General features: G+C 70.0%; 21 protein-coding genes and 1 pseudogene. 7 read left to right on the forward strand and 15 right to left on the reverse strand.

The window, feature by feature from the left end; translation table 11 throughout:
- Nucleotides 1-20: 20 nt before the first annotated feature.
- Complete coding sequence (locus AC1DXK_RS01970) at nucleotides 21-596, forward strand: NUDIX domain-containing protein (protein WP_457104797.1); 576 nt, start codon at nucleotides 21-23, stop codon at nucleotides 594-596.
- A 2-nt stretch (nucleotides 597-598) separates the two neighbouring features.
- Here AC1DXK_RS01970 and AC1DXK_RS01975 read toward each other — a convergent pair whose 3' ends face one another.
- The 6 genes from AC1DXK_RS01975 to AC1DXK_RS02000 all read right to left on the reverse strand — a co-directional run bounded on the left by AC1DXK_RS01975 (nucleotide 599) and on the right by AC1DXK_RS02000 (nucleotide 8,212).
- Nucleotides 599-1,462: a WecB/TagA/CpsF family glycosyltransferase gene (locus tag AC1DXK_RS01975; protein ID WP_457104798.1), complete on the reverse strand. Its 864-nt coding sequence runs from the start codon at nucleotides 1,460-1,462 to the stop codon at nucleotides 599-601.
- On the reverse strand, nucleotides 1,455-2,930 hold the full coding sequence (locus AC1DXK_RS01980) for a GumC family protein (protein ID WP_457104799.1): 1,476 nt from the start codon (nucleotides 2,928-2,930) through the stop codon (nucleotides 1,455-1,457). Before AC1DXK_RS01980 ends, AC1DXK_RS01975 begins: the two co-directional genes overlap by 8 nt.
- A 278-nt stretch (nucleotides 2,931-3,208) precedes the next feature.
- Nucleotides 3,209-4,291, reverse strand: coding sequence for a glycosyltransferase (locus tag AC1DXK_RS01985; RefSeq protein ID WP_457104800.1), 1,083 nt, complete (start codon nucleotides 4,289-4,291; stop codon nucleotides 3,209-3,211).
- Nucleotides 4,292-4,335: 44 nt separating this feature from the next.
- On the reverse strand, nucleotides 4,336-6,300 hold the full coding sequence (locus tag AC1DXK_RS01990) for a glycosyltransferase (protein WP_457104801.1): 1,965 nt from the start codon (nucleotides 6,298-6,300) through the stop codon (nucleotides 4,336-4,338).
- A 104-nt stretch (nucleotides 6,301-6,404) separates the two neighbouring features.
- Entirely contained in the window at nucleotides 6,405-7,451 is a 1,047-nt protein-coding gene (selD, locus tag AC1DXK_RS01995) for a selenide, water dikinase SelD (RefSeq protein ID WP_477296642.1), read from the reverse strand.
- A 41-nt stretch (nucleotides 7,452-7,492) separates the two neighbouring features.
- Entirely contained in the window at nucleotides 7,493-8,212 is a 720-nt protein-coding gene (locus AC1DXK_RS02000) for a cytochrome c biogenesis CcdA family protein (protein ID WP_457104803.1), read from the reverse strand.
- A 160-nt stretch (nucleotides 8,213-8,372) separates the two neighbouring features.
- On the opposite strand from AC1DXK_RS02000, the gene AC1DXK_RS02005 reads away from it, so the two are divergent.
- The 3 genes from AC1DXK_RS02005 to AC1DXK_RS02015 all read left to right on the forward strand — a co-directional run bounded on the left by AC1DXK_RS02005 (nucleotide 8,373) and on the right by AC1DXK_RS02015 (nucleotide 9,558).
- Nucleotides 8,373-8,882 (forward strand): metallophosphoesterase, encoded by a 510-nt coding sequence (locus tag AC1DXK_RS02005; RefSeq protein ID WP_457104804.1) that lies wholly within the window; start codon nucleotides 8,373-8,375, stop codon nucleotides 8,880-8,882.
- A 126-nt stretch (nucleotides 8,883-9,008) separates the two neighbouring features.
- A complete protein-coding gene (locus tag AC1DXK_RS02010; protein ID WP_457104805.1) occupies nucleotides 9,009-9,332 on the forward strand; it encodes a hypothetical protein in 324 nt (107 codons plus the stop codon).
- Nucleotides 9,333-9,420: 88 nt separating this feature from the next.
- The gene (locus tag AC1DXK_RS02015; RefSeq protein ID WP_477296644.1) at nucleotides 9,421-9,558 is read left to right on the forward strand and encodes a hypothetical protein; all 138 of its coding nucleotides are present in this window, start codon (nucleotides 9,421-9,423) and stop codon (nucleotides 9,556-9,558) included.
- On the opposite strand, the gene AC1DXK_RS02020 is transcribed toward AC1DXK_RS02015, so the two are convergent.
- Nucleotides 9,559-9,861 (reverse strand): hypothetical protein, encoded by a 303-nt coding sequence (locus tag AC1DXK_RS02020; RefSeq protein WP_457104806.1) that lies wholly within the window; start codon nucleotides 9,859-9,861, stop codon nucleotides 9,559-9,561.
- A 111-nt stretch (nucleotides 9,862-9,972) separates the two neighbouring features.
- Between AC1DXK_RS02020 and flaF the strand changes: the two genes are divergently transcribed.
- On the forward strand, nucleotides 9,973-10,344 hold the full coding sequence (gene flaF, locus AC1DXK_RS02025) for a flagellar biosynthesis regulator FlaF (protein WP_457104807.1): 372 nt from the start codon (nucleotides 9,973-9,975) through the stop codon (nucleotides 10,342-10,344).
- Between the two features lie 13 nt (nucleotides 10,345-10,357).
- Here the strand turns inward: flaF and AC1DXK_RS02030 are convergent, their stop codons facing one another.
- Nucleotides 10,358-10,768, reverse strand: coding sequence for a flagellar biosynthesis repressor FlbT (locus AC1DXK_RS02030; protein ID WP_457104808.1), 411 nt, complete (start codon nucleotides 10,766-10,768; stop codon nucleotides 10,358-10,360).
- 156 nt (nucleotides 10,769-10,924) lie between these two features.
- Here AC1DXK_RS02030 and xylB point away from each other — a divergent pair, with 156 nt between their 5' ends.
- Nucleotides 10,925-11,698, forward strand: coding sequence for a D-xylose 1-dehydrogenase (xylB, locus tag AC1DXK_RS02035; protein WP_457104809.1), 774 nt, complete (start codon nucleotides 10,925-10,927; stop codon nucleotides 11,696-11,698).
- Between the two features lie 79 nt (nucleotides 11,699-11,777).
- Here the strand turns inward: xylB and AC1DXK_RS02040 are convergent, their stop codons facing one another.
- The 5 genes from AC1DXK_RS02040 to AC1DXK_RS02060 all read right to left on the reverse strand — a co-directional run bounded on the left by AC1DXK_RS02040 (nucleotide 11,778) and on the right by AC1DXK_RS02060 (nucleotide 16,062).
- Entirely contained in the window at nucleotides 11,778-12,008 is a 231-nt protein-coding gene (locus AC1DXK_RS02040; RefSeq protein WP_331294072.1) for a hypothetical protein, read from the reverse strand.
- A gap of 215 nt (nucleotides 12,009-12,223) precedes the next feature.
- Nucleotides 12,224-12,475 carry a molybdopterin converting factor subunit 1 gene (gene moaD, locus AC1DXK_RS02045; protein ID WP_457104810.1) on the reverse strand — a complete coding sequence of 84 codons (252 nt, stop codon included), beginning with the start codon at nucleotides 12,473-12,475 and terminating at the stop codon, nucleotides 12,224-12,226.
- 54 nt (nucleotides 12,476-12,529) lie between these two features.
- Entirely contained in the window at nucleotides 12,530-13,129 is a 600-nt protein-coding gene (pgsA, locus tag AC1DXK_RS02050) for a CDP-diacylglycerol--glycerol-3-phosphate 3-phosphatidyltransferase (RefSeq protein WP_457104851.1), read from the reverse strand.
- Between the two features lie 73 nt (nucleotides 13,130-13,202).
- The gene (uvrC, locus tag AC1DXK_RS02055) at nucleotides 13,203-15,269 is read right to left on the reverse strand and encodes an excinuclease ABC subunit UvrC (RefSeq protein WP_457104811.1); all 2,067 of its coding nucleotides are present in this window, start codon (nucleotides 15,267-15,269) and stop codon (nucleotides 13,203-13,205) included.
- A gap of 76 nt (nucleotides 15,270-15,345) precedes the next feature.
- Entirely contained in the window at nucleotides 15,346-16,062 is a 717-nt protein-coding gene (locus AC1DXK_RS02060; protein ID WP_457104812.1) for a protein phosphatase CheZ, read from the reverse strand.
- A gap of 259 nt (nucleotides 16,063-16,321) precedes the next feature.
- Between AC1DXK_RS02060 and AC1DXK_RS02065 the strand changes: the two genes are divergently transcribed.
- Entirely contained in the window at nucleotides 16,322-17,125 is an 804-nt protein-coding gene (locus AC1DXK_RS02065) for a L,D-transpeptidase (RefSeq protein WP_457104813.1), read from the forward strand.
- A gap of 99 nt (nucleotides 17,126-17,224) precedes the next feature.
- Here the strand turns inward: AC1DXK_RS02065 and AC1DXK_RS02070 are convergent, their stop codons facing one another.
- The gene (locus AC1DXK_RS02070) at nucleotides 17,225-17,983 is read right to left on the reverse strand and encodes a DUF2076 domain-containing protein (RefSeq protein ID WP_457104814.1); all 759 of its coding nucleotides are present in this window, start codon (nucleotides 17,981-17,983) and stop codon (nucleotides 17,225-17,227) included.
- 201 nt (nucleotides 17,984-18,184) lie between these two features.
- Nucleotides 18,185-18,369, reverse strand: a pseudogene (locus AC1DXK_RS02075) (porin family protein); the annotation flags it as partial.

The following is an 18,369-nucleotide window of genomic DNA, read 5'->3' on the forward strand; positions in this document are numbered from 1 at the left end:
AGGGGTAAGGTAGGATCGGCATGGCACCGCGGATCGGGGGCGTGCGCCTCGTGCACGACGGTTGGGCGCGCTACCTCGTGGCCGAGGTGATGCAGGACGACGGAACCCGCATCACGCGGGAGATGGAGGATCACGGCCGCGCGGTCGCGGTGCTGCCGTATGATCCGGACAAGCGGGTGGCCACCTTGGTTTCGCAGTTTCGGGCGCCGGTGCTCTATTCGGGCGGACCGCCGAGCCATGTCGAAGTGCCGGCCGGCCTTCTCGACGAGGGGGCTTCCGAGGACGAGGCGCGGCGCGAGGCGATGGAGGAGACAGGGTTGCGCCTGGGCCAACTCGATTTCGTCGCCAGCGCGTGGTCGATGCCGGGCATCTCCACCGAGCGGATGGACCTGTTCCTCGCAGCTTACGGCGAGGTCGACCGGACCGGTGCCGGCGGCGGCCTCGCGGGCGAGGGCGAGGCGGTGGCCGTGCACGAGATCCCGCTGCCGGAACTCGCCGCCATGGGCCGCCGCGGCGCGATCACCGACATGAAGTCGCTGACGCTTCTGTTCGCGCTGCAATTGCGGCGGCCGGACCTGTTCGTGGAAACGCGCTGACGTCAGCCGACGCGCCGCTGCGACCGGTCCCGCATGGCGATGCCGATGAAGCGCCAGGATTTGATGAAGTAGCGGCTGAACAGCCGCCGCGGGGCCTGCAGGAACCGGTAGATCCATTCGAGGCCGAGGCGCTGGATCAGCGCCGGCGCGCGCGGCAGAAAGCCGGCGGCGACGTTCAGGGCGTCACCGACGCAGAACACCACGGGCGCGCCGAGCATCTGGCCGTGCCGGTCCACCCAGATCTCGGATTTGGGCGCTCCGACCCCCATGACCAGGAGCGTCGTCCCATGGGCGCGGATCCGTTCCGCCAGGGTGCGGCTGTAGCCCGGGTCGTTCTCGAACCCGAAGGGCGGCACGGCACTGGCCACGGCGCCCGCCGGAAGGCCCGCCGCCTGCAGCCGGATGGCCAGCGCGTCCGCCGCGTCCTGGCGGGCGCAGACGAAGAAAACCCGCCGTGCGAAGGTTGGCGGATCAGCGAGGACGCAGCCCAGCAGATCGTGGCCGGTGATCCGATGGACCGGCTGGCGCCAGCGCCTCCGGGCCAGCCAGACCAGCGGCATGCCGTCCAGCGTCCTGGCAGCGGCCCGGGCGTAGGCCTCGCGGAAGGGAGCGTTCTCGCTCAGCTGGACGATATGATCGACATTCGCCGTGACAATCATCCGCGGCCGGCCGTCCTGCCGCGCCGCGACGGTAGCGACCAGCGCCGCGGCCGTGCCCGTGTGGAAGCGGTATCCGAACAGCTCGACGGTCGCACCCATCGGCGCCGCCCCAGAGGCCGGGGCGGCCGGGGCGCTCACGGTGTGCGCCTCCTCGCGGACCTGATCCATGGCGCCCAGGTAGAGGCTGACCTCGCCGGTGTCACGCATCGGCGGCCCGGAAGCTCGCGGCCGGCCGGGTGGCAGCCCGCAGGCTGCGGCGGCGGTCGCTGTCGGCGCCGAGGAGCAGGGCGATGCCGCCGCCGAGCATCAGGCCGAGGATCAGGGCCACGGGGAGGACGATCTTGGGCGAGGGCGGGAAGGTCCGCTGGCGCGCCGGAGTCGCGGCCGAGATGATGCGGACATTGGTGGTGTTGAGCCGCTCCTGCTCGCTCGCCTCCCGGGCGCGCTTCAGGTACGATTCGTAGATGCCACGGCGGGCATCGAGGGTGCGCTCCAGTTCGCGCAGGCCGACATAGGCGCGGTCGCTGCTCACCGTCTCGTTCTTCACCCGGTCGAGGCTGGCCCGGATCGCCGCCTCGCTCGCCGCGGCGCGGTCGTAATCCTTCTGCGTCGTGTCGATGATCCGCTCCTTCTCGCGCTGGATCAGGCGCTGCAGGTCGCGCTGCTGGGCGTATTGCTCGGCCATGGCCGGGTGGCGCTCGCCGAGCCGGGTGGCGAGCTCGGCGGTGTTGCGGGAGAGCGTGGCGTATTGCTGCCGCAGGGCCTGCATCTCCAGGGATTGCAGCATCTCCGGCAGCGCTGTGCTGGGATCCGCCGAGCGCATCCGGCGGGCCTGCTCGAGGCGCGACTTCGCCTCTGCGGTCTTGATCGAGGCGGTGACGAGCTGCTGGTTGAGGTCGCCGAGCTGCTGGTCGGTGAGCAGGCGGCCGCTCGCGGCCACGAGCCTGTGGTCCTCGCGGTAGCGCACCACGGCGCTCTCCGCCTGCTCGACATCCCGCTTCAGGCTGTTGAGCCTCCCGGCGAGGGCATCGGACGCCCGGCGCGCGGTCTCGGTGCGGGCTGCGGTCTCCTCGGTGAAGTAGGCGTCGCCGACGGCGTTGGCGATTCGGGCGGCCTTCTCGGGGTCGCGGGACTGTACCGAGACGTCGATCACGAAGGTCCGCTCGGCCCGCCGGACGCTGAGCCGGTTCTGCAGCGTGTCGAGGGCGGTGATGACCGGATCCCGGCTCGCGGGCGGCGGCAGCATGCCCAGGGCACCCTTGATCCAGTTGAGCGTCGGGTTGTTGCCATCGGGCAGGACGAACTCGTCGTCCTGGTCGAGGTGAAGCTTCGCGATGACCCGGCGCAGGACGCTGTCGGACTGGATCACCCGCACCTGGCTCTCGGCGATCGAGACGCCGCTGTCGGCCTGCGGTTGGCGCGCGTTGACGTCGTTCTCGACGACACGCAGGTCGCTGGGATCCACGAGGATCTGGATGCTCGACGTGTAGCGCGGCGGGATCAGGCCAAGGAGCGCCACGGCCGCCGCCACCATGAACAGCGCCCCAAGCACGATGAAGCCGCTGCCGCGCCACAGGCGCCGCAGGATCACCCGGCCGTCGGCCGGCGGGGTCACCTGCGGCAGCACCATCCGGACGGGCTGCTCCCCGCTCATTCGTGTCGAGAAGTCGAACATACGCCTCGCTCCCTGACCTGCCGGGGCGGAAACGACCGCCCTTTACCGCCTTCGTCGTCTGTCCCCTTCTGACCAGCTTTGTGCCGATCCGGAACAGGTTCTCGCCCGATGCGGTGCCTTCGCGGACAGTCCAGCAATCAGCATACCGGACCTGACCTGTCGCCCCGAGGGAGTCCTGCTTCAGGAAGCCTGTCGATATCGCATACAGACGTCGTTCAAAGTGTCACGACATCGGGACGGGGACAGGCCAGGTTTTGCTGGGGACTACGTGGCGCGTCTCACGGGCGCGCATCGGATGCGACAATTGAATCCAGTGCGTCGTAGGCGGTCCGGTCGCCCGCCAGGAACCGCCGGAAACGCCGGCCGTCCGCCGCCGCTGCCCCGTTCCAGGTCGCCACATTGGCCCGGCTCACCGCGGCCGCGCGGGTCAGGCCGCCGTCCCCGACCCAGGTCGCAACCGTGCGGGCGGCGACCTCGGGATCCTCCGGGCGGATCAACAGGCCCGATGTCCCCAGAACCTCGCGGAACACGGGATCGTCCGGCGCCACCACCGGCAGACCGCCGTGCTGCACCTCGAGCAGCGGAAGGCCAAGCCCCTCCGCCTTGGACGTCGAAACCATCAGGTGGCACGAGCCCGCGAGCGTCCGAAGCTCCGCATCCGTGCGGTAGCCGTGCCGGTGCAGGAACGGCGGCGGCGCGGCCAGGAAGGCATGGTGGCCCCAGCCGACCCGGCCCACGAGATGGAGTTCCGCCCGGATGCCAGAGCGGATGAGCGCCGCCGTCAGGGCGAGGGCCGCCGGATAGTTCTTACGTGGCTCGATGGTTCCGATGGCGAGGAGCCGGAGCGGTTCGCCCGGGATGTAGGCCGCCGGCCCCGGAAGATCGGCGAGTCCGAAGGCGTCGCGGACGGGCGGGCGCAGCAGGGCAACGCGGGCGCGGGTCGCGCAGAGCGCGCGCACGGCCGCGCCGGTGGTGCGGCTGTTGACGAACAGGTTCGGGCACCAGCGCAGGGCCAGGGCGAAGCTCGGGCTCATGTAGAGCCGGCTCCGCAGGCTCAGATCCTCCGGACGGGTCAGCAGGAAGGTGTCGTGGACGTAGAGCAGGCAGCGGGTCGCCGCGACGGCGCAGAGCGGACCCGGCGGGAAGCCCGGGAACAGAAACAGCGCTTCCCGATCCGCCAGGGCGCGGGCGGGGAGGCCGAGATGCTGCGCGGCGACCATGCCGGGAAGCGAGCCGGCCGTCACCGGCCTCACCTCATGCGGGGCGAGCCGGTCCGGGGCGAACAGGTCGAGGGTGATTCGCTCGATCCCCGTGACGTGGGCGCGCAAATGGGTCTGATCGAGATAGATGCGCCGTCTCACGCCATCCGCGTCCGCTCGGTCTCCTGCCTCGTCTTCGGCTGGGGTCACGGAGCGCTCCGCCGCAGCGTGCCGGCGAGGTAGAGGCAGCGGCGCACGAAGAGCGGCATCCGGCGCCCGAGGACCATCTGCTTGGCCCGTCGCAGCCGGCGCACGAACGGCCGCGAGACCGCCGGAACCGTGCCTGTCGCGCCACGCCGCAGGGCGACCGCGAAGGGAAAGTGCCCGAGCATCTCCGGGGCGAAGCGCGGCCGTTCCGGCACGTCCGGCAGGCTCCGCCGGCGGAAGGCCGCCTCCAGCGACAGGGCTGCCGCGGCCGGGCTGTAGCGGCCCTCCAGAGCGATGCGCGCGAAGGCGCCGAGCCGGATGCGGGCCTCCGGGTCTCCGATCAGCGCGGCCAGCGCTTCGGCGAGGGCGCCCGGCCGCATCGGCACGAGGCGGCCCGACACGCCGTCGATCACTGCGGAGGTCAGACCGGACGTGCGGTAGGCCAGGGTCGGCACGCCGCACAGGCCGGCCTCGATGGGGGTCTGCCCGAGGGTCTCGTGGCGGCTCGCCGTGACGTGGAGGTCGCAGGCACCGTACCATGCGGCCAGGGTTTCCTCGTCGGCGATGAGGCCGGGCGCGAACAGGTTCGCGACGCCGAGGCGTGCTGGATCGTCGAGCCGCCCGATTGCGACGACGCCGACGCCCGGCCCCGCCACGTCCCGGAGCGCCTCGCGCAGGTCGGGAAAGCCCTTATCGGGGCCATCGACGATCACTGAGGACACAAGAATCAGCACGTCGTCGGGTGGCAGCCCGAGCTGGCGGCGCAGGACAGCGCGATCTCCGGGCCGAAACACGGCGGTCGGGAAGGCCAGGCGAATCGGCTCAGCCGCGGTGCCGGGCGGAGCGAGTTCGCGCGCGCGCGCCAGCGTCCAGGCTGAATTCGCGAGCAGCCACGGTCCCGAGGGGGCTGCGAGGACGGCGCGCTTGCGGCCATGCATCCCGGCGATCCGGTCGGGCGCGAGTTGCGGGTACTCGTCGGGGCTGGGGCAGGCTGCGTCGCAGCCCATGGCCGCCCGGTCGCAATCCCGCGGATGACAGCATCGACCCGTCAGGGGAAACAGGTCGTGCAGGACGAGGCCGACCGGTCCCCGCCGGGCGAGGCGACCGACGACATCGAGGCTCCGGGTGGCGCCGTGCAGGTTGCCGGCGAGCACGAGGTCGGGGGCGACCGCCGCGATCGCCGCCTCCGCCTCGGGGAACGAATCGCGCCACTCGGCGGCCTCGGGGCGGCCGCTCAGCACGACCTCCGCCACACGATGGCCCGCCAGCGACAGCGCCTCGGCCAGCCGGCGCTGCGCCACGCCGGCGCCCCCCTGTGTGCCCGTCCCGGTGAGCGATACGATCGACAGGCCCGTCGCGGGCGGCTGCGGATCTGCGTGCAGCCGGTGGAGCAGGACCGGGCGGCCGATGAGGCTCCGCCGATCCTCGGGAACCCGCGACCAGGCCGCCCCGGTGTCGAGCATCCCGTCGGCCTCCAGCGGCGGATGGGCGCCCAGCGCCGCGCGGGTCCAGAGAACCGCGCCTCCGACAGGTGCGAGGTCCCCCGCTTCCGCCGCGCCGGCAGGCCCGTCGAGGCCTCGGACGGTGACGTCGAACAGGACGCGCAGCCCTGCCACCGCATCGACGTCGCTCAACGACCGCTCGAGCGCCAGGGCGGTCAGCGCCCCCGGGGCGAGCAGGTCGCCGGCGCGGAGCCAGAGCAGGTGATCCGTGTCCGGATCGGTCAGCAACCTGTCGATGGCGGCGCGGCCGGTGCCTGGGTTCAGGATGTCGTGCCGGAGTTCCGGATAGCCCTGCCGCAGGACCGAAGCGACGGTCTCGGCCAGCGCAGCCTCCGCCCGCGCCACCGTGACGATGCGGATCTTCGGCCAGGGGCGCCAATCGGGCAGCGATGCGGGACGGTGAGGTCCCACGGTGTTGCGTCCGAACGGCCAGCCGGCGACGCCGTGGGCGGGGGGTGACATGTCAGCGGCGTCGGTCACAGAGGCTCTGGCGGCGGCTCGCGTAGGGGCTGGGCGGTAGGTTGAACGGGAAGGTTGAAGATTGCCTGTCGTGTGCGGACGGCCTGTCATCCCGCCACGCGGATGCGGGCCGGACCGGCCGCGAACTGGCCGATAGTGGCGGCAGACGGGTAGCCCGCCGAGCGGATGCGCGCGAGGATCGCTTCGGCCTTGTCGGCCGAGCAGGTGACGAGAAGCCCGCCGGAGGTCTGCGGATCGGTGAGCAGGTGGCGGCGCCACTCGGGAAACGCATCCGGCAAATCTACCGCATCGCCGAAGGCGGCCCAGTTCCGGTGGGAGGCACCTGTGACGCAGCCCGCACGCACCAGGGCTTCCGCCTGCGGCAGGAGAGGCAGTGCGTCGAGTTCGAGCGTGAGGGTGAGACCGGCGCCGCGCGCGATCTCCAGGCCGTGACCCAGGATCCCGAAGCCGGTCACGTCCGTGAGGGCGTGGACGGCGGCCTCGGTGGCGAGGTCGGGGCCGATCCGGTTGAGCAGGGTGGTGGTTGCGATGAAGTCGCTGTAGCCGGCCTCGTCGAGGACGCCGCGCTTGATCGCCGCCGCGTAAACGCCGACCCCGAGCGCCTTGGTGAGCAGGACCGCATCCCCGGCCTGCGCGTCGGCGTTGCGCCGCACCGCCTCCCGGCGACAGGTGCCGATCACCGCGAGGCCGTAGATCGGCTCCGGTGCGTCGATCGAGTGGCCGCCCGCCACCGGGATCCCGGCCTCGGCACATGTCTCGGCGCCGCCGCGCAGGATCCGGGCAACCACGTCCGGATCGATCTTGCCCAGGGGCATGCCCAGGATCGCGAGCGCGAGGAGCGGCCGTCCGCCCATGGCGTAGACGTCCGAGATGGCGTTCGTCGCGGCGATCCGGCCGAACGCGACGGGATCGTCCACCATCGGCGTGAAAAAGTCGGTGGTGGCGATGAGGCAGGTCCCGTCCTCGAGTTCCCACACCGCCGCATCGTCCGAGGTCTCGTTGCCGACCAGGAGCCGCTCGAACGGGCCGGCAACCGGCTGCTGCGCGAGGAGCTGGCGCAGGGTGGCCGGGTCGAGCTTGCAGCCGCAGCCGCCGCCATGGGCGAGGCTGGTCAGCCGGGGCGTATCGGGCATCGCTGGGCTCCGTTCCGGATGGTCCTCGGGCTTTCCGTGCGTCAGTAGCGCGTCGTCAGCGCGTTGAGCCAGTCCGGCGATGCCGAGACGGCGGCGGCCTCGACGCGCTTGTCGAGGCCGCTCAGCACCAGCAGGCCGAGGACAACCATCACGGCGCCCAGCGCAGCCTTGGCGGTCCGGCCGGCCGCGGCGAGGCCCCCGCGCCAGCGCATCAAGGCCTCGCGGGAGGCGAGCCCCAGGAGCATCAAAGGGGTCGCGGCCCCGATCCCGAAGGCCAGCATCGTCAGCGCCACGCTCCAGAGATGCTCGCCCCGCGCCGCCATCAGCGAGGCCGCGCCGAGTGTCGGTCCCACGCAGGGACTCCACGCCGCGCCGAGCAGCAGACCCACGGCGAACTGGCCGGACAATCCTCCGGCCGCGAAGCCGCCGAAGTGCTCCTCGGCCCAGGCGCCCACGGGACCGGCCGCGGTCGCGACCCTGGCCTGGACCTGCGGAAGCATCAGCACCACGCCCAGGAGCACGAGGAGCACCGCGCCGGCACGGCGGAACACGTCGCCGTCTAGTCCGATGGCGAAGCCGACGGTCGCGACGAACAGCCCGATGAGGGTGAAGGAGAGGGCCAGCCCCCCGGCCAGGGCGACCGGTCCGAGCCGATGCTCCGCGGCCGCAGTCCCGAGAACGATCGGGACCAGGGGCAGCACGCAGGGCGACAGCACCGAGAGCAGGCCCGCCAGGAACGCGAATCCCCCGCTCCCCAGCATGTCGCCCACCCTCTCGGTGCCCGCCGTCCGGACTAACGCTTCGCGCCTGCCGCGCCGGCCGTCAACGCGCCAGCCCGACGCGGGCCTGCGGGAACAAGGCGGCCCCCGCCCGATTTCGGGGCCAGTCCGGCGGCGGTTCCGGGCGGAGCGGAGCTGACCGGTGACCACCTTTTTCACGGGCGACACGCATTTCGGCGACCCGCGGGCGCTGCGCTTCGATCACCGACCCTACCCGGATCTCGCCGCCCACGATGCCGGCCTGATCGCCGCCTGGAACGAGGCGGTGACGCCCGGCGACACGGTCTGGCACCTCGGAGATTTCGCCCTGGGTCCGAGCGGGACGCGAATCCGCGAGATCCTCGATGGCCTGAACGGCGAGAAGCATCTGATCGTCGGCAATAATGACGGATCGGACACGGTGGCGGCCCCCGGCTGGGCATCGGTGCGGCACTACGCGGAACTCATGGTCGACGGGCGGATGGTGGTGCTCTGCCACTACGCGTTCCGGACCTGGAACGGGATGAGCCGTGGCGCCGTCAACCTCCACGGCCACAGCCACGGCAAGCTCAAGCCGACGCCGAAGCAATACGATGTCGGCGTGGACCCGATGGGACCTGCGCCTGTGACCCTCGCCATGATCCTCACTTCGCGCCTGCGGCGGAAGCCTTGATTCGGATCGGAACTTTCACGTGAGCTTCACCGTTTCAGCGCACAGAGAGGGAGTGGACCCGTGCCGCTCCGAGAAACCCGGCAGGCCCCGGCGGACCTGCCATCACAACCGTGTGTGAGTGTTCCCGTGAGTGCCAAGTCGGTCACTCTAACCCGCTGCCTCGCCAGCCTTCTGGCAGTCCTTGCCCTGACCTCCGCGGCGTCGGCCCTGCCGGCCTGCATCGAGGCGCAGCGCAAGGTAGACGAGGCGAATGCCCTGCGCTTCCAGGCGCGTCAGGAGGCACGTCTGGGCGACCACGACCGTGTCTGCGACACGCTGGACGAGGTCGGCGACCGCTACAACGACGCCCGCGACGCATTCGAGCGATGTGGCGAGGGCGTGGTTGCGATCGATCTCCGCAGCGAACTGCGGGGGTTGAGGATCGCCAAGAAAATCAACCGCTGCGACTGATCGGGTGCGGATCCGCACCTCGGCCGTCCCGTTTCTGCAGCATCACCCCCATACGCGCGACACAGGTCGCCGAAAAGGTTCCGCGCCGATGATCCCTGCCACGCTTTCGAACGAGATCGAACCCGCCGCCGTTCGGTCGGGGCCGTCCTTTGCTGCCGCGCTGTGCGGCTTCGTCAGCACCACCGTCGCGACGACGATGCTTCTCATGCTCCTCGGTACATTCTGATCAGGGCGCGACCGACCAGAACCGCTGGCGGTTAAACAACATATCCTGGGAGCCGACCTTGGGGGCCGGCTCCGTTCGGCGCCCGCAATCCACCTCGGCCGGCTTCGTGACGGCGGCGAGGGTGGCGGGAACCGGCGCATGTGCCAAGCCAAGGCGGGCCTGGATCTCGGGATGCCGCGACGCCGCGATGGTCAGCACGCAGGCGATCAGGCCGCCGGCAACAGTTCCGAGTAGGAAATTCAACATCGGGGTCGGGATCCGGGGGCCATTTCCTTGGGGCCTGGCAACGTCGTCGATGTCCAACCCGGCGGCATCATGGCGGATCGGACGCTCACGCGCTTTTAACGCCTGATGTGCGACAGCTCCGCGCCAGCTTGCACCCCAGGCAGGCCTTACGACGGGGCTGGACCGCCGATGAACTACGCTGCCAACGCTTACGCCAAGACCTCTCACAGCGCCCTGACACCCCGCGAAGCCGAATCCGCAGTTCTGCTGAAGGCGGCGCAGAAGCTCATCGGCGCCAGCCAGGGCCTCGCCGCCGGTGACGCCGGACGCATCAACGACGCCCTGACGTTCAACCAGCGTGTCTGGACGCTGCTGACCTCCGAGGCGACCTCCGACGAGAACCCGCTTCCCACCGACGTGAAGCAGGGCGTGGGCCGCCTGGGCGTTTTCGTTCTCCAGAGCTGCATCGACACGATGATCGCCCCGACGCCGGAGAAGATCGCCGCGCTCGTGTCGATCAACAATCACATCGCCGCGGGCCTGCAGGGCAATCCGGGCTGAGCCTGGACGGGCGTCAGGGAGCCGCCCGGGCCGGCGCGTCCGCCTGGGATGCCGGACCGGCGCACTCCCACTCGACGAGCTTGCGACTCAGCTTGAGCGCCCGATAGTGCTCGCCGGCCTCGACGGCCTGGGCGATGGCCGCGATTTGTGGGGCCGCCGCCGGCGCGATCCCGAGGAGGTCCGTCGCCTGCCGGAAGAACAGGTCGATGCCCTGCGTCGGATCGTCGGCGAGGTAGACGACCGTCAGCGTCAGATGCAGCCGCTTGCAGGCCGTGTCGGCCTCGCTCTCGGTGATGATCTCGCTCTCGCGCAGGAATTTGCACTGTGTCTCGATCAGGAAGGTCGAGCGGCGGTCGCCGTTACGCAGCAGCGCGCCGTTGATGATCAGCCTTTCGAACGGCTTGAGTTCCAGACGCAGGGGCATCGGGCTTTCCTTTCTAGAAGACCCGGCGATGTCATTCGTGAAACGTTAACGTTTCGCCAACCTGCGATGCGACCGCAGTCGTTGCGGGCTCCGTCCGGAATGGTAAAACTCCGACAAATCACCTCGCGATGACGGGTGTGCCGAGGAGTTCCGACGATGCCGCTGTCCGACACCCGCGCGCGCTATCCGAGCCTCGGCGGAAAGCGCGTGCTGGTGACCGGCGGCGCTTCCGGTATCGGCGCCGGTCTCGTCGCGGCATTCGTCGGTCAGGGTGCGCACGTCCTGTTCTGCGATATCGCGGACGACGCGGCCGACGCCCTGGTGGCGCACCTGACCCCCGCGGCAGCACACACGCCGCGCTACCGGCGCTGCGACCTGACCGACGTCGAGGCGGTCCGTGCCCTGGTCTCCGAGGCGGACAGGACGCTCGGCGGCCTCGACGTCCTCGTCGACAATGCCGGCAACGACGATCGTCACAGCCTTGCCGAGGTGACGCCTGCCTACTGGGACGATCGGATGGCGGTGAACCTGCGCCACCTGTTCTTCGCCGCCCAGGCGGCCGTTCCGGCGATGCGGCGAGGCGGCGGCGGGGTGATCCTCAATTTCGGATCGATCAGCTGGCATCTCGGACTCGAGGAGATGCCGCTCTATCAGACCGCCAAGGCGGCGATCGAGGGGATGACACGCGCCCTGGCCCGCGACCTTGGCCGCGACGGCATCCGGGTCGCGACCATCGTCCCCGGCAACGTCCAGACGTCGCGGCAGGAGAAGTGGTACACGCCGGAGGGCGAAGCCGAGATCGTCGCGTCGCAATGCCTCAATGGCCGGATCCAGCCCTTCGACGTCGCCGCGCTGACCCTCTTCCTCGCTTCGGACGACGCCCGAATGTGTACCGGGCACCCCTACTTCATCGACGCCGGCTGGCGCTGACCGAACCTCCCGCCCAACGGCGGTTCTCGAGCCGGATCGGACGTGCGGGCGGCGCTCCGGCGCCACCCGCAGACGTGCGTCAGTCGCACGTCTCCTTCTTCACGGTCTTGGAGTCGCCCATGTCGTTCTCCTTGCGCACCGTCTTGGTGACGCAGCCGTCGCCGTGCTCGTGGACGGTCACGGATTTCGACTCGGAAGCGGGACGGTCGACGACGACGGCGGGCCGATCGCGTTCAATCACGGTGGTCTGCGCCTGCGCGGCGGCGCCGAGGCTCAGGAGGGCGGCGGTCGCGAGCAAGATCGTGCGCATGCTGAAACTCCAGTGTCGGTTTCGATACCGACTAACTGCGGTCACAGCTTGAGCGTTCCGCGGATCTATTCGTGATGGCGGGCCGAACCCGTAAGGGAACTTGGCTCGGCCCGCGCGCCGTTCGGCATGAGGTGCAGCCGGAGCGACCGCGCCAATGATCCCGGAACCGGAGTCGATTCAAGTCCGGCCGACTACGTGCGCGGCGCGGTCGGTGCTCAGCCGCCCGTCATCGGAGGGAAGAAGGCGATTTCGCGGGCGCCGGCGATCGGCGCGTCCGGCTTGGCATGCGTCCGATCGATCGCGGCGCGGACGACGCCCGGATCCTCGAACGCGTAGGCGTATTCCTCGCCCCGGCCCCGGAGCCACGCGACGAGATCGGCGACGGTCGCGACCTCCGGCGGCGGTGCCAGCTCCTCCTCGGGGCGGCCGATCCGTTCGCGGACCCAGGCGAAATAGACGAGCTTCATCGCGTCACCGTAGCGAAGGCAGGGCAGGGACCGCGCCGGGCGCGGCCAGATCCATCACCGCGGATCGTCGATGACGTGCTTGATCCCGGCCCGCATGTAGTCCCAGCCGGTCCAGAGCGTGAGCGCGGCGGCGAGCCACAGCAGCGTCAGCCCGATCGGCTCGGTTCCCGGCAACACCGTCTCGCCCGCCGGGCCGGCCACCAGGAAGCCGAGGGCCACGAGCTGCACGGTGGTCTTCCACTTGGCGATCTTGCTGACCGGCACCCCGACCTTCAGCTCCGCGAGGTACTCGCGCAGGCCGGAGACCAGCACCTCCCGACACAGGATCACGATCGCCGCCCAGATGTTCGGGCCGACGATGGTGTGGTCCGCCGTCAGCATCAGCAGGCAGGCCGAGACCAGGAGCTTGTCGGCGATCGGATCGAGCATCCGGCCGAGCGCCGAGCTCTGGTGGTAGGTCCGGGCGACGTAGCCATCCAGGTAGTCGGTGATCGCCGCCGCGACGAACACGCCGAGCGCCGTCCACCGGGCGGTGTGGGATTCGGGCCAGAACAGCAGCGCGACCATCACCGGCACAGCAACGAGGCGCCCGTAGGTCAGGCAATTCGCGAGCGTCCAGGCCGGCGACCGTCGTCGAGGAAGGACGGCGTTCATCAGGGGGGTGAAATCAGAGCGCGGCCCGGCCGTCAACGCCTCCGCATCCGGCTCGGCCATCGCGGCCGGGTTCTCAGGCGCCGGCATGGAAGAAGTCGTAGACCGCCCGCGCCGTGGCGGCGTTCACGCCGGGGGTCTTGGCCAGGTCCTCGAAGGCGGCGCGCTCGATCGCCTTCACGGTCCCGAAGTGATGCAGAAGGGCGCGCTTTCGGCTGGGGCCGATTCCGGCGATCTCATCCAAGGGGTTCTTGACCATCTCACGCTTCCGCTTGGCCCGATGGCTGCCGATAGCGAAGCGGTGGGCCTCGTCGCGCAGCCGCTGCACGAAGTAGAGCGTCGGGTCGCGCGGCGGAAGCTTGAAGGGCGGTCGACCGGGCAGGAAAAACGTCTCGCGCCCGGCGTCCCGGTCCCGGCCCTTGGCGACGCCGATGAGCGGCACACCCGAGACGCCGACCTCGTCCAGCGCCGCCCGGGCGGCGTCGAGCTGGCCCTTGCCGCCGTCGATCAGCACGAGGTCCGGCCAGGCCGGGAAGGCCTCGCTCTCCTCGCTCGGTGCCGGGACCGGTTCCTGCGCGCCGCCCTCGGCGGCGGCCGCCGACGCCTCGCGCTCCGCCCGCGGCGCCTCCTTCGCGAGCCGCTTGAACCGTCGCTGAAGAACTTCGCGCATCATGCCGTAATCGTCGCCCGGGGTGAGGTCCTCGGACTTGATGTTGAACGTGCGGTAATGCGCCTTCATGAAGCCCGTTGGGCCGGCGACGACCATGCCGCCGACCGCATTGGTGCCCATGATGTGCGAGTTGTCGTAGACCTCGATCCGACGCGGCGCCCGGTCGAGCCCGAAGGCCTGTCCCAGGGCCACCAGCAGCTTGCCCTGGGAGGCCGTGTCGGCGAGGCGCCGGGCCAGCGCCTCCTTGGCGTTGCGCTGGGCGTAATCGACGAGGTTCTTCCGCTCACCGCGGCTCGGTCGGTGGATCTCGACGCGGTGATCCACCCGGCTTGACAGCGCCGCTGCCACCAGTTCGGCATCCTCGATCCCGTGGCTGGTCAGGACGGTGCGTGGCGCGGGCTTGTCGTCGTAGAACTGGCCGATGAACGAGCCCAGCACCTCGTCGGGCGTCATCGTCCGATCGGCTTTGGGGAAGTAGGCGCGGTTGCCCCAATTCTGGAAGTTGCGGAAGAAGAAGACTTCGATGCAGAATTGGCCGGCCTGCTCGTCGAGGGCGAACACGTCCGCCTCCTCGACACCCTGGGTGTTCACGCCCTGCACGCCCTGGATCGCCGAGAGCGCGGCGATCCGGTCCCGGTAGCGGGCGGCGCGCTCGAACTCCATGGCGTCGGATGCCGCCTGCATCTCGGCGCGCATGCGGTCCTTCACGGCATTCGACTTGCCTGCCAGGAACGCCCGGGCGGCATCCGCCATGGCGGCGTAATCGTCGGCCGCGATCTCGCCCGTGCAGGGGCCGGAGCAACGCTTGATCTGGTAGAGCAGGCAGGGCCGGGTGCGGTTCTCGTAATAGCTGTCGGTGCAGGTGCGCAGCAGGAACGCCCGCTGCAGGGCGTTCACCGTGCGGTTGACCGCCCAGACGCTGGCGAAGGGACCGTAATAGTTGCCCTTCCGACGCCGCGCGCCCCGGTGCTTGACGATCTGCGGGGCCGGCCCGTCCTCAGTGACCAGGATGTAGGGGAACGACTTGTCGTCCCGCATCAGCACGTTGAAGCGGGGCTTCAGCTGCTTGATCAGGTTGGCTTCGAGGAGGAGCGCCTCGGTCTCGGTCGCGGTGGTGACGAACTCCATCGCCGCCGTCTGCGAGATCATCCGGGCGATGCGATTCGAATGCGCTTGGCCCCGGGCGTAGGAGCCGACCCGCGCCTTCAGATTCTTCGCCTTGCCGACGTAGAGGACGTCGCCGCGATGGTCGAACATCCGGTAGACACCGGGCGAGGACGGCAGCGTCGACCAGAAGCGTCGGATCACCTCGGTGCCGGCCTGGACGGCGCCCGGCTCGAAGTCGAAGTCGATGTCCGGCGCATCCGGGGCGGTCGAACCCGTTTCCGGGTCGTCGGCGCCCTCGTCCCGCTCGGCGTCGCGGCCGTCGTCGAACGTGTCCGGGGGCAGGTCTGAAAGGGCTCTGCGGCTCATACCGCAGATCTAAGCGTTCCGGACCGTCAGGGGGACAGGGGCGGCGACAAAAATCGCCTGCCGGTGATCCGGCCGGTCAGTCGAACAGCGAATCGATGTCGCTCTGGTCGACATGGCCGGGGTCGTGGTCGAGCTTGGGGCCGTTCAGGAGCGAGCTTTCGTCGTCCAGGGAGGTCGGCACCGGCATCACGGTGATCAGTTCCTTGAAGCTGTCGAGTTCCGACCACGTCGCGATGAGTCGGTCGAGATGCTCCTCGATGAACTTCATGACGCTGACGATCTTAGTGATCCGCTGGCCGGTCAGGTCCTGGAAGTTGCAGGCCTCGTAGGCTGTGATCACACGCTCGAGGATCACGTCGACGTGGGGCTTCATGCCGGGGGGCAGCGTCGCGGCACTGAGCATGCCGGCATGGCTCTCGATCTCCTCGACCGCCCCGAGCAGCTGGGTCGTGGCGCGCTCGGTCGAGTCGACCACGGCGTCGAGTTCGTCGGCCGCCCGGCGCATGCCCTTGCCGGTATTCTCGGTCCGGTGCAGCGTCGCCAGCTCCGACTTGGTGCGGGTGATCGCTTCCTTCATCACGTCGAGTTCGGTGCGCATCGCCAGCGCCTCGTGCAACTCGCGGCGGCACGATTCGATGGTCTCGCTCGCGCTCATCTGCGTGACGCGGCGCAGATCCTGGATCGCGTTGAAGATCTCCTCAAGGCGTTCGTTCGACGCAATAGACCCCGGTCCGGGCGGCGGAGCTCCGGGAAGCCCGAGGCTGTCTTCGATGCGATAGCGCTTCTGGGTCATCGTCCGGGCGTGAGCGTGTGGGTTCCGTCGCCGCAACTCTCTACCACATCGGTTAGCGGACTGTGACTGCCAAGCTTTTTTGAACGCCCGCCTGGTTTGCCGACGCACGCCTTAAGGCTCGATTCACCCTGACGCCGCCGGACCGGGGAGAGGCGGCTCCGTCAAATCGATTCACCACGTTCGTTCACCTGATTCGCCAAAATCGAACGGGATCCTTCGCGCGTCGGAGGTACGGGCTCCGGCTCGGGAGCATGCGACGATGCGGGGTTCAGTCCAACTGGGGATAGGGGTGGCCGCGGCCGCGCTGGTGTGGTGCGTCCCGGCGCAGGCGCAGCAGGCACGCTATGCCGAGGGTGGCTACGGCGGCGGCCTGATCGAATACCTCGTCACCGGCAGTGCCGCGGGGGGCGCGCGCGGCTGGCCGCAGCGCGCTGCCGCCCCGCAGCGGGTCGCGGCCTATTCGGGCGAGCTGGTGCCGGCCGAACCAGAAGCCGCCCAGGCCTATGGACAGAATTACGGCGCGGCCCGGACTTCCGGTTCGAGTCAGCCCTACGGCGCGCCGCCCGCGGCCGCCTATGGTGCACCCCAGGCCGATCCTGCCCGGATCGCCCGCGCGGTCGCGCCCGAATTCCAGCGCCAGGAGGTCGCGTTTGCCGGGGCGCAGAGACCCGGCACGATCGTGATCGACACGGCCGGCAAGCATCTCTACCTCGTTCAGCCCGGCCAGCGCGCCCTGCGCTACGGCATCGGCGTCGGACGTCCGGGCTTCGCCTGGAGCGGCCTGAAGACCGTCAGCCGGAAGGCGGAGTGGCCAGACTGGACGCCGCCGGCCGAGATGCTCGCCCGTCGTCCCGACCTGCCGCGCCATATGGCGGGCGGTCCGGAGAACCCGCTCGGCGCGCGCGCCCTCTATCTCGGCTCGTCACTCTACCGGATCCACGGCACGAACGAGCCCAACACGATCGGCCAGTCGGTGTCGTCGGGATGCATCCGGATGATGAACGACGACGTCGTCGATCTCTATGAGCGCGTTCCGGTGGGAACGCGGGTCGAAGTCCTCTGAGCGTTCAATGCGTCCGGTCGACCGGAGGCAGTGGCGCCAGTTACGGAAAGGCCCGGCCGCGCCTGCGCGCGACCGGGCCTTCGTCGTAATGAGGGACGATCAGGTCCAGTCGCTGTCGTCGCCGCCGCCGAGATCGCCGCCGAAATCGCCGCCCGGATCGCTGTAGTTCGCGTCCTGGAAGCCGCCCATGTCGCCGCCGCTGTTGTCGAGGGCCGCACCGAGATCCTGATTGCCGCCGTCACCGTAGTAATTGTTGACGACGGTCTCGCCCCCGCCACCGAGGCCCGCGGCCGCAGCGCTGCCCAGGCTCGAATGGCCGCCCGCGAAGGCGTTCGAGAGGGCGCTGCCAAGAAGCATGCCGCCCGCTGCGCCCGCCGCCATCGGGAGCGCCGTTGCCATGAAGCCGCCGCCGCGCGCCGGCGCCTGGGGCTGCCCACCCCACGGACCGCCCTGCTGCTGCGGGTAGCCGCCCTGTTGCGGGTAGCCCTGCTGCGGATAGCCCTGCGGCGGCGCACCGGCCTGGTTGCCCCAGGGCTGTCCCGCCGGGCGCTGCTGGCCGTAGCCGGGCTGCGGCTCCTGCCGCTGGCCGCCGCCGCCGAAGATGCTCGACAGGAAGCCGCCGCCGCCGGAGGGCTGGGCCGAAGACGCCTGGCTGCGCGCCTGCTCGAGCTGCTGGTTCAGGCTCTTGATGGCCTCTTCCTGCACGTAGATCAGCTGGGCCATCGCGTAGGGGGCGTAGGGCTGCGTCCGGAGCTTGTCGGCGATGAAGCGCTCCGCTTCCGCGTCGCGGGGCTGGGACTGTGCCTGCTCCAGTCGCTGGAAGATGCCCGAAATGACGTCGCGTTCTTCGCTGTTCATGGAGTCGTCCTCCTCGAATCTAGCCCGCGGGCTCGAACGCGCCGCATGGCAGACACGACATGGGTGCGCGGCGACGCTTTGTCAGGGGGATTGCGAAAACTTCATCCGAAGGCTGCGAAACGCGAGAAGCCCGGCCGATCGGCCGGGCTTCCCACACGCGGAGGCTGAGGTCTGCGGCGGAAGCCGCACCCGTGGCCGATCCTAGTACGAGCCGAACTTGTAGTTCAGGCCAGCGCGGACGACGGCGAACTCGTCGGAGCGGCGGCCGACGCCGCTGTAGACGACCGGGAAGTTGTTGGCGGCGTTGACGACGAGCGCACCCTGGCTGCGGGTGTTGCGGTCGAGGTTGACGTACAGGCCTTCGACCTTGAGCGTCACCGCCGAGG

Source organism: Methylobacterium sp. P3_A11 (assembly GCF_056403155.1).